At 46.7% G+C, this 13,282-nt stretch carries 12 protein-coding genes; all 12 read right to left on the bottom strand.

Going from position 1 to position 13,282, the window contains the following annotated elements; translation table 11 throughout:
* Window positions 1-2: 2 nt before the first annotated feature.
* Window positions 3-1,337, bottom strand: coding sequence for a flagellar protein export ATPase FliI (gene fliI, locus B9Y93_RS03025; protein WP_085492865.1), 1,335 nt, complete (start codon window positions 1,335-1,337; stop codon window positions 3-5).
* Window positions 1,327-2,175: a FliH/SctL family protein gene (locus B9Y93_RS03020; protein ID WP_085492864.1), complete on the bottom strand. Its 849-nt coding sequence runs from the start codon at window positions 2,173-2,175 to the stop codon at window positions 1,327-1,329. The genes fliI and B9Y93_RS03020 overlap by 11 nt, the downstream gene beginning before the upstream one ends.
* Entirely contained in the window at window positions 2,168-3,181 is a 1,014-nt protein-coding gene (gene fliG / locus B9Y93_RS03015) for a flagellar motor switch protein FliG (protein WP_085492863.1), read from the bottom strand. The genes B9Y93_RS03020 and fliG overlap by 8 nt, the downstream gene beginning before the upstream one ends.
* A 6-nt stretch (window positions 3,182-3,187) precedes the next feature.
* A complete protein-coding gene (fliF, locus tag B9Y93_RS03010; RefSeq protein ID WP_085492862.1) occupies window positions 3,188-4,771 on the bottom strand; it encodes a flagellar basal-body MS-ring/collar protein FliF in 1,584 nt (527 codons plus the stop codon).
* A 39-nt stretch (window positions 4,772-4,810) separates the two neighbouring features.
* Window positions 4,811-5,113 (bottom strand): flagellar hook-basal body complex protein FliE, encoded by a 303-nt coding sequence (gene fliE / locus B9Y93_RS03005; RefSeq protein WP_085492861.1) that lies wholly within the window; start codon window positions 5,111-5,113, stop codon window positions 4,811-4,813.
* Window positions 5,114-5,179: 66 nt separating this feature from the next.
* Complete coding sequence (flgC, locus tag B9Y93_RS03000; RefSeq protein WP_085492860.1) at window positions 5,180-5,632, bottom strand: flagellar basal body rod protein FlgC; 453 nt, start codon at window positions 5,630-5,632, stop codon at window positions 5,180-5,182.
* A gap of 5 nt (window positions 5,633-5,637) precedes the next feature.
* The gene (gene flgB, locus B9Y93_RS02995) at window positions 5,638-6,042 is read right to left on the bottom strand and encodes a flagellar basal body rod protein FlgB (RefSeq protein ID WP_085492859.1); all 405 of its coding nucleotides are present in this window, start codon (window positions 6,040-6,042) and stop codon (window positions 5,638-5,640) included.
* Window positions 6,043-6,385: 343 nt separating this feature from the next.
* Window positions 6,386-7,786, bottom strand: a complete 1,401-nt coding sequence (gene hslU / locus B9Y93_RS02990; RefSeq protein WP_085492858.1) for an ATP-dependent protease ATPase subunit HslU — start codon at window positions 7,784-7,786, stop codon at window positions 6,386-6,388.
* Between the two features lie 36 nt (window positions 7,787-7,822).
* Window positions 7,823-8,365 carry an ATP-dependent protease subunit HslV gene (gene hslV, locus B9Y93_RS02985; RefSeq protein WP_085492857.1) on the bottom strand — a complete coding sequence of 181 codons (543 nt, stop codon included), beginning with the start codon at window positions 8,363-8,365 and terminating at the stop codon, window positions 7,823-7,825.
* A 71-nt stretch (window positions 8,366-8,436) separates the two neighbouring features.
* Window positions 8,437-9,762 (bottom strand): FADH(2)-oxidizing methylenetetrahydrofolate--tRNA-(uracil(54)-C(5))-methyltransferase TrmFO, encoded by a 1,326-nt coding sequence (gene trmFO, locus B9Y93_RS02980; protein ID WP_085492856.1) that lies wholly within the window; start codon window positions 9,760-9,762, stop codon window positions 8,437-8,439.
* A gap of 64 nt (window positions 9,763-9,826) precedes the next feature.
* Window positions 9,827-11,917, bottom strand: a complete 2,091-nt coding sequence (gene topA / locus B9Y93_RS02975; RefSeq protein WP_085492855.1) for a type I DNA topoisomerase — start codon at window positions 11,915-11,917, stop codon at window positions 9,827-9,829.
* Between the two features lie 25 nt (window positions 11,918-11,942).
* Window positions 11,943-13,064, bottom strand: a complete 1,122-nt coding sequence (gene dprA / locus B9Y93_RS02970; RefSeq protein ID WP_085492854.1) for a DNA-processing protein DprA — start codon at window positions 13,062-13,064, stop codon at window positions 11,943-11,945.
* Window positions 13,065-13,282: the final 218 nt, after the last annotated feature.

Genomic DNA, 13,282 nt, shown 5'->3' with positions numbered 1-13,282 from the left:
AATCATCTCCCTGAAAATTCAATCAATAGGCGACTCGTCGTCTCTTCATATGTAGCTGATTCAGTCACTCTCTGCTTCGTAAAGCTATTAATGGCTTCCATGGCCTGAATGGCTTCGTCAATTGCCGGATTGGAGCCATGCTGATAGGCTCCGATATTGATAAGATCTTCTGATTCTTTGTATAGGGCAAGCAGCCGTTTTAACCGCTCTGCTGCAAGCTGCTGCTCCTCTGGAACAATATCCTTCATAACACGGCTCACGCTTGCCAGCACATCAATCGCTGGATAATGTCCTTTATGAGCAATGTTCCGATTCAATACGATGTGACCATCAAGAATCCCTCGCACGGCGTCAGCAATCGGCTCATTCATGTCATCCCCGTCAACAAGCACGGTATAAAAGGCGGTAATGGAGCCCGCAGGTCCTGTTCCGCTTCGTTCAAGCAGCTTTGGCAAGCTGGCAAATACAGAAGGAGTATATCCTCTAGTTGCAGGAGGTTCTCCAATAGCCAAACCTACTTCTCGCATTGCCATCGCATATCTTGTGACCGAGTCCATCATGAGCATGACATTCATCCCGCGATCACGGAAGTACTCCGCAATGGTTGTAGCGATAACAGCCCCCTTGATACGCACTAGTGCAGGCTGATCCGATGTTGCAACAATGACGACCGATCTAGCCAATCCCTCAGGACCCAGATCTCGCTCCATAAATTCAAGCACTTCTCTGCCCCGCTCGCCAATAAGCGCAATAACGTTCACATCGGCCGCTGTGTTTCTGGCAATCATGCCAAGCAAGGTGCTCTTGCCAACACCCGAGCCGGCAAAAATGCCGACCCGCTGCCCATTGCCAATTGTGAGCAGTCCATCAATAGCCCTTACACCAACTCCGATAGGCTGCTCTACTCTAGGGCGCTTTAGCGGGTTTGATGGAATTGCAGAGGTCGAATACTTGGCCATCCGCGTGGGCAGAAATGAACCATCCAAGGGCTGTCCTAGTCCATTAAGAACTTTGCCCAGCAATTCAGAGCCAACTTGGACTGTAAGCGGCTTGCCTGTACCTACAACATCGCAGCCAGGGCCGATATCTTGAAGCTCGCCTAAAGGCATCAGCAGCACTTTATTATCACGGAAGCCCACAACCTCTGCCAACAAGGGCGTCTGCCCTTTTGTCGGATAGATGTAGCATACCTCACCGATGCTTGCATCCGGACCCTCTGATTCTACTGTGAGCCCAATCACTTGCGTCACTTTTCCATTCACACGCACAGGATCAACATGCTGCAAATAATCGGTATATTTCAGTGGGTCCCATGTGATCTTGTGGTTAGCCTTCATCGCTGACCTCTCCCTCTTGCTGATGAGCCACCTGAAGCAATGCCTTCTTCACTTCTTCTAGCTGAGTATCGATTCGTGCATCGATGCTGCCAAGTGATGATCGAATGACACAACCATGATCCTTTACACTCGCATCAGGAATAATTTGCAGTTCCGCTTGAGAGTCAATCACAAGGCTCAATTCCTCTCTTGCCGCATTCATGAAGCTGAATTGCTGAGGAGAAACACATAATGTGATAACTCCGCTCTCCCGCTTCCTTGCAAGCTGCTTGCGGACCATTTGAAGAACAAGATCGGGATCAAGGGTCAGTTGGGTTCCAATAATCTTCTCCGCAATGGAGCAGCTTAATGTTACAACAAAGGGCTCCGCCTCTTGAATGAGCTGATCTTTGGCTGTATATGCTTGCGAGAGCAGTTCCTCAGATTCTCTAACCTTAGATTCGTACGCGGCTTGAATATCCTGTTCTGCCTGCGCCGTACCAGCTAGATGCCCTTCTTGGTAAGCTTCTGACTTCACTTGTTCCCTGATTGACTCATCTTCTGCTCTTCGCTCATCCCACCACTGCTGAATCTGCTCTTGAGCCTTTTCAAGCAGCTGCTCTGCCGTGATCGTCGCTTCCTTGACCTGCTGCTCAGCAAAAACTTGCGCATCCTGCAGAATTGAGCTTCTTAGCTCTGCCAAATGCTTGTCCTGAGCGATCAAATCTTCTTCCGTCAACGGCTTCGGTTCTGGAATGATCTCTTCTTCTATTAAGCGTTCTTGGTGTTTACGGACCGCTTCCAGCATTCTCATCTGCTCTACGGGTATGTAATGTGAAGATTTGATGATATTAGACAACGATATCGTCTCCTCCACCACGTGCAATAATAATCTCGCCAGACTCTTCCAATCTGCGAATAATCGCAACAATTCTTGTCTGTGCTTCTTCTACATCGCGCAGTCTTACTGGGCCCATAAACTCCATTTCTTCTCTGAAGGTATCCGCCATGCGCTTCGACATATTACGAAATACAGCATTGCGTACTTCTTCACTTGCCACTTTAAGCGCAAGCTGCAGATCTGCATTTTCCACATCACGTATAATTCGCTGAATAGAGCGGTTGTCAATATTGACGATATCTTCAAATACAAACATTCTCTTCTTAATCTCTTCAGCAAGCTCCGGATCTTGAATTTCCAAGGAATCCAAAATGGTACGCTCTGTACCGCGATCGACCCCATTCAAGATGCCGACAATCGATTCGATGCCGCCAGCGCTCGTATAATCCTGTGTGACCGTTGCCGATAACTTCTGTTCCAATACGGCTTCCACCTGGCTCACAACTTCCGGAGATGTACTGTCCATTAATGCAACACGTCTTGCCACATCCGCCTGCTTTTCTGGCGGCAGAGAAGACAGAATTTGAGAAGCCTGCTCCTGCTGCAAGTAAGAAAGCACCAACGCAATGGTTTGACCACTTTCATTTTGAATAAAGTTAAGAATTTGCAGCGCATCTGCTTTTCTCGCGAAGTCAAAAGGCCTTACCTGAAGCGTAGCTGTGAGTCGATTAATAATATCAACGGCTTTACTGGAGCCAAGGGCTTTCTCAAGTATTTCTTTCGCGTAAGCGATGCCTCCCTGAGAAATATATTCCTGAGCCAAGCAAATCTGATGAAAATCGCTCAAAACGGCGTCCTTTTCAGCTGAATCTACTTTGCGAACATTTGCAATCTCTAATGTCAGTTGTTCAATCTCATCATCTCTCAGATGCTTAAAGATCTGAGCAGATACTTCTGGTCCGAGCGAAATGAGCAAGATCGCTGCCTTCTGTCGTCCCGTTAATCCTTGAGATGGTCTTGCCATCTATACTCACCTCGAATCATCAGCTAACCAAGTACGTAACAAGTTGACAAATTCCTCTGGCTTTTTCTTGGCCAGCGCTTCAAGCTGCTTGCGCACTTGATTCTCATTATTGGTATGTTCCAAATCAATCGATGGAAGTTCAACCTGACTTGGAATAAGCGACAGGTCTTCCTCGAACTCTTCTTCTTCCGCTTTCTTACGACGACGGCTAATGGCATAAGCAGTCCCGCCACCGATAAGCAGCAAAGCAAGGCCTCCAGCCCCATACCATACCCAGGTTGGGATGGAAGTCGCATTCAATATTCCTTCATTAGTCTCATTTTGAGTCATGACAGAAACTTTCTGCTCTAACTCTGCGTCACTAATAGTAGTTCCGGATTGTTTCAGCTGTGCAGCTGCAATGGAACGAAGTACTTTCTCTATGCTTTGAATCTTGGCATCATCCATCTTATCAGCTTGTACAGATGCATGTATCGTTACATCTTGTACCGCATAAGGGCTGGATTGAATTACGTTTTTAATTCGATTCACTTCGTAGTTTTTCGTGGATTGAGATTTTTCAGATGTGCTATTGCCAGAGCTTCCGGCACCCGGATAGTTCACAACATCTTGATCTCCCGCTCCAGCTACACCACCTTCAGCCCCGCTGGTACCGCTAAACGATTCCTGAAGCTCTTGCGCACTGATCTCGATCCCTTTCATGTTTTCCGTGTCGACAGGAGTTACGAGATTCTCTTCTCTATTCACTTTATCAAAGTTGAGATTAGCAGAGACGAGTACGTTCACTTGGTCAGACTTCACAACACTGGTGAGATAGCTTCGAATCTTCTCGCTTAAGTCACGCTCATAGCGGCGCTGAATAACGAGCTGCTCTTCTACCGTGTTTGAAAGTCCGTTGGCTGTCGAGCCTGGAGAGTCTGTCGCATAGAGAGGACCTTCGTCGCTAGACAATGTGATATTGCTTATCGGGAGGTTCGGTACTGCCGACTTAACCAAGTTATAATAGCCGTCAACGATCTGCTGACTAGGTCCATAGCCTGGCTTGAACTTAAGGATAACCGATGCCGATGCTTCTTCACCTTGTTCACTAGAGAACACAGTCTCTTTTGGAAGGTTTACAAGCACTTGCGCATCTTGCACACCTTGCATTTGGCGAAGCATTCGCTCGATCTCGCCATTTAGAGCATCCTTATAGCGCACATCGAACACGTTATCTGTCATGCCGCTCATCAAGCCTTCATTTCCAAAAGAATCAAATCCTATGGAGCCATTTTTCACAAGGCCTTGAGCACCTACATCAATGCGTACTTTGGACGCCTGTGCCGCCGGGACAGAGATGCTGCTTCCATCCTGACTCAATTGATAAGGAACGGCGTTGCCATTCAAATACTCGATAATTCCTGCGGCGTCACTTGAATTTAGATCTTTAAAGGCTAATTCATAATCCGTCTTGGATAATTGATATGTAATGACACCGATTGTGGCAACTAAGAAGACGAGCGTTCCTAGAAGCAGCCACTTTTGCTTCTTGCTGAATTGATTCCAGTACTGAGTGCCTCGTTCCCGGTACTGTGCTAATTTTTCATTCAATGCTTGTCACCCCACCAGAACGAATCATACCTGCTGTAATTACATTTGAATGCGCATGATTTCTTGGTACGCTTCAATTGCCTTGTTACGCACTTGTGTGGTCAATTGCAAACTTAATAACGCGCGTTCGGACGCGACCATAAGTTCATCGACATTAACCTCTCCGAGCATAAATTTCGTGTTTAAAGCTTGTGCTTGCTTTTCTTGAGCATCAACTTGAGATATTGCATCTGATAAAAAGGAGCTGAAAGACTGTGTAACTTCTGAAGGAGTGCGTTTGATCGATGTTGCTGCAGATGCAAGATTAGAGGTTTCAACGGGAAGTGTTGAGTTTAAAATCATGTAAAGGGACTCCCTTTCTTTTCTAGATTTCTAAGATACACAACATTAAATGTTTAGATCAAGAGTTTAGCCCTTACCAATTTCCAATGCTTTCATGATCATGGCCTTCGAGGCATTAAGTGCGGTAACATTTGCCTCATAAGAACGAGATGCAACAATGAAATCAATTTGTTCTTTTGCCATATCCACATTTGGCATCTGTACATATCCATTCTCATCAGCATCAGGATGTGTAGGCTGGTAAACCAGCTTGAATGGCGATTGATCCTCTTTAATTTTGGCTACCTTCACGCCTTTGGGATTAGATCCAGCTCCCATAGCCTGCTGCAGCGTATCTTGAAAGCTCCCTTTTGATTCTGACATGACAACTGTCTGTCTTCGGTATGGAACAAACTTTCCATCTACGAATTGTGAGCGAGTCGTCTCGGCATTAGCGATATTAGAGGATATCACATCCATTCGAAGTCGCTGGGCAGTCAAACCAGAAGCACTAATGTGAAAGCTGTTACTTATGTTCATGTTTACTACCTCCTAACATCCATAGCTGTGCGCTTCATGTTGATATCGTGATTGATCTGACGAATGTATGTATAGTATTTCAACTGATTCTCCGCCTCATTGGCCATCTCCACATCAATGCTGACGTTGTTGCCGTTGTTGCCAACGACGGTGGATTGATCGGTAACAGCCTGCCATTTGGGAACTGACTGACTGGGTCCTATGGGGATATGCTTCGCATTTGTAAGCCGCCCTGTTAATGTCCCACCGGTCAATTGCTCACGCAATAAAGACTCAAATTGCACTTCACTTCGCTTAAAGTGTGGAGTATCCACGTTGGCCAAATTATTCGATATCACATTCTGTCGAGCAGAAGCAGCCTGTAAAGCTCCCTCTAGCTGCTTGAAATGTACGCCACCTAGCAGGTTCACTTCACTTTCCTCACTTTCTTAAACCATCGCTGTTATATTCAGTTCTACGTACTTTGAAATTCTCCTTCTTGATTCGACAAATTTCGTCAGTAGTAATGTGACAGAATTTGTGGTTTTATCATTCTTTTTGTCGTAATGACAAAAACCTTCTGCACATTCGAGAATTTCACCCATCAAAATCTAACATTTTTTTCACTATGGTATCTTAATCATCTTAAACTTTCTAAAAGAATACAATAAGAAAAAAGCCCTATCTTTTTAAAGAAAAGACAGGGCTTTTTAATATTTTATACATTATATTACATTTATTTAGTATTTATTTACAGTTAATGCTTTTTATTAGCTATAGAATGTATTGACTTAAATCACGATCTTGAGAGATACCGGCCAGTTTTTCTCGTACATACTCCGGCGTAATGGTGAATTGTGGCAGATTTAACTCTGGCGCCTCAAAAGAAAGATCCTCCAGCAACTTCTCCATGATCGTATGCAGGCGTCTCGCACCAATGTTCTCCATATTTTGGTTAACCGTTTGGGCCATTTTGGCAATTTCTTCAATGGCACCCTGAGAAAATTCAAGATCGAGTCCTTCTGTCTTCAATAAATGGACATATTGCTTGGTAATGGCATTCTCTGGCTCAGTGAGTATAGATACAAAGTCCTCCACAGAAAGACTCGTAAGCTCAACACGAATCGGAAAACGTCCCTGCAATTCTGGGATTAGATCCGATGGCTTCGCTATATGAAAGGCGCCTGCCGCCATAAACAGAATATAATCTGTCTTGACAGGACCGTACTTTGTCATGATGGTGGATCCTTCAACAATAGGAAGAATGTCCCTCTGTACGCCTTCACGGGATACGTCAGGCCCAGATCCTCTAGTCCCTACTGCAATCTTATCAATCTCGTCAATAAAGATGATACCCGACTGCTCTGCTCTTCGAACGGACTCCTGAATAACATCATCCATATCAATCAGCTTGCCTGCTTCTTCTTGAGTCAGCACCTTGCGCGCTTCTTTGATCGTGAGCTTGCGCTTCTTGGTACGCTTCGGCATCAGGCTGCCGAGCATCTCCTGCATGTTCATGCCCATCTGATCATTACCTTGCCCTGCAAACATGTCAAACATATTCGGCGCTGCTTCTTCTACATCGATCTCCACGATGTCGTCCTCAAGCTTGCCTGAGAAGAGGTCAAAGCGCACCTTGCGGCGGCTTTCCTTCAGTCCTGCATCGTCCTCTGCATCTTCATTGGACTCTTCTGATTGGTTATTGGAGCCGAACAGCATCTCAAACGGGTTGCGCTGCTGCTTCTTGCTTGCCGGTGATGGCACAAGAATCTCAACCAAACGCTCGTTTGCCTGCTCCTCAGCCTTATCCTGTACTTTCTCGGTGCGTTCAAGCTTTACCATGCGAATCGCGGTCTCAATAAGGTCACGGACCATCGATTCGACATCTCGGCCCACGTACCCAACTTCTGTGAACTTCGTGGCTTCCACTTTCACAAATGGCGCCTTCACAAGCTTCGCCAGTCGTCTAGCGATCTCTGTCTTACCTACACCAGTAGGTCCGATCATCAGAATATTTTTGGGAACAATCTCATCTTGAATCGAATCCTCCAGCTGGCTGCGACGATAACGATTGCGCAGTGCTACAGCAACAGACCGTTTGGCATCCTTCTGTCCTACAATGTATTTATCAAGCTCCGTAACAATTTGTCGAGGTGTCCAAGCTTGTTGACTCATCATGATCCCTCCAACTCTCGTAAGTTTATCTTACCGCTAAATCTCTTCTACAACCAGATTATTATTTGTGTAAACACATATTTCTGATGCAACCTGCAAAGAAGCCTCAGCCATCTCTTTCGCACTCATAGATTGAGCATGGCGCTTTAGGGCACGGGCAGCAGATAGAGCGAAGTTCCCTCCGGATCCAATTGCGAGTATATCGTCGTCGGGTTCAATAATCTCACCGCCGCCAGAGATCAGCAGCATATGATTCAAATCCATGACAATCATTAGCGCTTCCAGCTTCTGAAGCACGCGATCTTTGCGCCATTCCTTCGCCAGTTCAACAGCGGCACGCTGCAGATTTCCATGATGCTCTTCAAGCTTTCCTTCAAACTTTTCAAATAACGTAATGGCATCTGCGACCGAGCCTGCAAAGCCTGCAAGCACTTGCCCGCGATACAACCGACGTACTTTCTTTGCATGCTGCTTCATTACGACACTGTTTCCGAATGTTACTTGGCCGTCTCCAGCAATGGCTCCTCGACCATTATGTCGAATCGCACAAATTGTTGTAGCATGAAATTGCATTTCCATATGAGCCACACCCTTCTATAAAAAATGGAAAAGAAACAGCGGGATTGCCCAACTGCTTCTTCTATACGTGGTTAAGACCTTTTCGTTGCACCAGATTCTACGAAGCTGCGCAGCGCATCAATGGCACGCTGGGCAATTACTTCATTTTTTTCTTTTTTGTTTCGAATGCGTTTTTCAAGCGGCGGGAAAAGTCCGAAGTTCGCATTCATCGGTTGAAAATGCTTAGAATCTGCTGTTGTGATGTAATGAGCCATACTGCCAAGCGCTGTTTCGTTAGGGAACAAAATGGTATCCTGCTCAAGCGCAGTAAGAGCCGCGTTAACGCCTGCAATCAAGCCAGAGGCTGCTGATTCAACATACCCCTCTACACCTGTCATCTGACCGGCAAAGAATAGATTAGAGCGGCCTTGCAGCTGGTACGTTGGCTGCAGCAGCTTCGGAGAGTTGATAAAGGTATTGCGATGCATTACGCCATATCGAACAAACTCCGCATTTTCAAGGCCAGGGATCATTTGGAATACCCGTTTCTGCTCGCCCCACTTCAAGTGAGTCTGGAAGCCTACAATATTATATAAGGTGCCTGCAGCATTATCTTGGCGCAGCTGAATGACAGCATAAGGCGTCTTGCCTGTACGCGGATCTGGAAGTCCTACTGGCTTCATCGGGCCAAAGAGTGCTGTTTGCTTGCCGCGCTTCATCATCACTTCAATCGGCATACAGCCTTCAAAATAAATCTCTTTCTCAAATTCCTTGAGCTCTGCTGTTTCTGCCGTGATCAGCGCCTCATAAAATGCATTGAATTCCTCTTCAGTCATCGGACAGTTCAAATACGCAGCTTCACCCTTATCATAGCGAGACGCCAAATACACCTTATTCATATCTATGGTGTCTTTCTCAACAATAGGAGCAGCAGCATCATAAAAATAAAAATATTCTTCGCCCATCAGCGCTTTGATCTTCTCCGACAGCTCTGGCGAGGTCAAAGGACCTGTTGCAATGATCGTAATGCCTTCTTCAGGAATGCTGGTAAACTCTTCATTGCGCACTTCAACCAAAGGGTGATTCTTCAATTGATCCGTTACTTCCTTGGAGAATCCTTCGCGGTCGACGGCTAAGGCTCCGCCTGCAGGCACAGCATGCTTGTCGGCAGCGTACATGATTAATGAATTCATCATACGCATCTCTTCCTTAAGGACGCCGACAGCGTTCGTCAATCCATTCGCACGCAAGCTGTTGCTGCATACGAGTTCAGCGAATTGATCGGTATGGTGCGCAGGCGTCTTGCGCACCGGTCTCATTTCATACAAAGTTACTGGCACACCGCGCTCGGCAATTTGCCAAGCGGCTTCACTTCCTGCGAGCCCTGCGCCAATCACGGTTACTCTAGGCTGATTCATCCTCTATGTTCCCCCTACTCTAGCTTGTATCGGACAGCCAGCCTACTTGTAATGCCAGCCTATTTTATTCATCATCGTCTGCTTCATTCATCTCGACATGATCGCACTGCGTGCACTGCAGCTTCGTTCCCTGCTTGCTTCGCTTCTCAATCATCAAGCTGCCGCAGGTTGGGCAAGGCTTGGTTGATGGTTTATCCCACATTACATAATCACAAGTAGGATATTGATCACAGCCGTAGAATATGCGTCCTTTCTTGCTGCGGCGCTCTACCAGCTTGCCTTCCTTGCACTTCGGACAGCTAACCCCGGTGTCCTTAATGATCGGACGGGTATTGCGGCAATCCGGGAATCCCGAGCAAGCGAGAAACTTGCCAAAGCGCCCCATCTTGTAGACAAAATGACGGCCGCACTTCTCGCAGATCTCGTCTGACACCTCGTCTTCAATCTCGATTTCCTTCATTTCCTCTTCCGCGACTTCCAGACGCTTCTCGAAAGATTCATAGAAATGATCCAATACCTGATGCCAATCTTCTGTTCCTTCCTCCACATGGTCGAGATCATCTTCCATATGGGCGGTAAACTCGACATCCAGAATCTCTGGGAAGAACTCCTCCATCAACTGGATCACCAGTTCGCCAAGCTCAGTCGGAACAAATTTCTTCTCTTCTATCGCTACATAGCCGCGCTTCTGAATTGTCTCAAGGGTAGGAGCATATGTACTTGGTCGCCCAATACCGAGCTCCTCCATTGTCTTCACAAGCCTAGCCTCCGTATATCGTGGCGGCGGCTGAGTAAAGTGCTGCTTCGGCTCGATGTCCTGCTGCTTTAGCGTGTCGCCAATGGATAGCGGCGGAAGGAGCTTATCGCTTTCGACCGTTCCATCATCATTGCCTTCCACATATACCTTCATGAAGCCCGGGAAGCGAATCTTCGAGCCATTAGCTCTAAATACGGCTTCTCCAGCCTTAATGTCGATCGTCATCGTATCCATAACCGCAGATGTCATTTGGCTCGCAACAAAGCGTTCCCACACGAGCTTATACAAACGAAGCTGGTCACGAGACAAATAAGGCTTAACCGTCTCAGGATCTCTCATCACAGAAGTCGGACGAATCGCCTCATGCGCATCCTGCGCGTTCGTTGCTTTTTTCGAGTATTGGCGCGGTGTCTCTGGAGCATAATCGCTGCCATACTTGTCACTAATATAGCCCTTTGCTTCTTCCTGCGCAGTGGGCGAGATTCGAGTCGAGTCTGTACGCATATAAGTGATTAGACCGACTGTCCCTTCCTTGCCAAGTTCTACCCCTTCATACAGCTGCTGCGCAACAGACATGGTCTTAGCTGCTCTGAAGTTCAGCTTGCGCGCTGCTTCCTGCTGCATCGAACTTGTCGTAAATGGAGGTGAAGGATGGCGAAGACGTTCCTTCTCTTTCACCTCTTGCACAATATAATGCTGAGACTCAATCGCCTGCAGGATTTCTTTTACGTCTGCTTCTGAGCTAAGCTCCTTCTTCGTCCCATTGAGGGAATAGAACTTCGCCTCAAAGCTTGACTTCCCGCTTTCGAGTTGAACCGTGATGGTCCAATATTCTTCAGGAACAAATGCATCAATCTCATTCTCGCGATCAATAATCAATTTGACCGACACGGATTGAACACGTCCTGCGGACAATCCTTTTTTAACCTTTTTCCATAGCAGTGGGCTAATCTTGTAACCGACCAAACGGTCAAGGATACGTCTCGCTTGTTGAGCATGCACGAGGTCCATATTTATTTGACGCGGTGTCTTGAACGCATCCTTCACCGCTTGCTTCGTAATTTCGTTGAATACTACGCGGCACAATGCATCCTCTTTGATGTCAAGCACATGAGCTAGATGCCATGCAATAGCCTCTCCTTCGCGATCGGGGTCAGCTGCGAGATAGATTTTCTTTACTTTCTTGCTCGCATCCTTAAGCTCTTTCAAGACAGAGCCCTTGCCCCGAATCGTAATGTACTTCGGTTCGAAATTCTGTTCAACATCTACCCCAATCTGACTCTTAGGTAGATCACGCACATGGCCCATCGATGCCTTCACAATATATTTACTGCCTAGATATTTGCCAATCGTCTTGGCCTTGGCAGGTGATTCTACGATAACTAGTGAATCCGCCATAGGCGTTCCTCCTCTCCAACAAACCCTACGTCCATATCGATCCATAAACGCCTCCTGGGCGTTCTTGGATTCTATTGTGTAATTGTAAGGATAACAAAATATGATGTAGTTGCGCAAATGTCAACCCGCTCTTCATGAGCAGCTCGTCAAATGTCGATTCTTGTGCTTCAATAACATCCAATATCATTTGCTCTTGGTCGTTAAGCTCCACATGCTCGTCATGATCCATGACCGTTTCATTATTGTCTCTATGAGGTGCTGTTGTCAACTGGCCTCTTATTTCCTTCATGATATGCGCACTTGTTCCAACCGCAGCCGCTCCTTCTCGAATAAGCTGAAGAGTGCCTTCCGACTTAGGTGAAGTTACGGGTCCAGGAACAGCGAATACCTCTCTGGACATCTCTAGTGCAAGACTCGCTGTAATCATCGCTCCGCCGCGCGCTTGCGATTCTACGACTACCGTCCCTAGGGACAACCCTGCAATAATTCGATTGCGTCTAGGAAACAAGCCCGGATGAGATGCCGTCCCGATCGGTGACTCCGATAGGACTAATCCAGACTGCGCGATCCGCTGCGCTAGTTGATGATGCTCTTGAGGATAGATGTTCTGACAGGACGAACCGAGCACAGCAATTGTGGAGCCTGAAGTGAGAGCGCCTTCATGTGCTGCGGCGTCAATTCCCCGGGCAAGTCCGCTTACGACGCCAACACCTTCCAAGGCCAAGTCTCTTCCTAGCTGATAAGCTACCTTCCTGCCATAACCTGTGCAATGCCTAGTTCCTACAATTGCAATGCATGGAAGATGGAGCGCCTCCCAAGCCCCCATGCCATATAAGACCCAAGGAGGTTCTGGGGACTCCTTCAGATACTCCGGATAAGCTTCATCCATCAGCGTAATCCAATCCACACCTGAATTATACGTCTTCTCTAAAAAAATGTTCAAGCGTTCATCTGTAAAGCCGCCTGCAAGCCTTTCTGCTACGCTCGGCTTAAACCCTGCGCTCTGCCAATCAGCAGCGCTTCGATTCAGCCACTCATGGATGTTGCTTAAACCAATCAAGGTGCTGCATAGTTGAATCGTATGCCAGCCAATCCCTTGAATATGATGAAGTCCAACCAAACACTGATTAACATTCCACACACGCATCTCTATTCCTCCTAAAAATACATATATATATAGAAGGAAAGCGTTTGAGATCGCTTCCCCTATTGTGCGTTACTCGCTCATAGATTGCAAGCGATTCCTTGCAATACAGCAGCGATCTTTCACTCACAAGCGGTTTACTTTCATTACAAAAACCGCTTCCTTCTAGTCAATTTTTTAATTTCACAAGCTTGATATTCTGTGGTTACCAACAAAAAAAA

This window comes from Paenibacillus aquistagni (assembly GCF_900177815.1).
In the GTDB taxonomy this organism is placed as follows: Bacteria; Bacillota; Bacilli; order Paenibacillales; family Paenibacillaceae; genus Paenibacillus_B; species Paenibacillus_B aquistagni.
The sequence above is the reverse complement of the archived record's forward strand: the minus strand, read 5'-3'. Positions and strand labels throughout refer to the sequence as shown.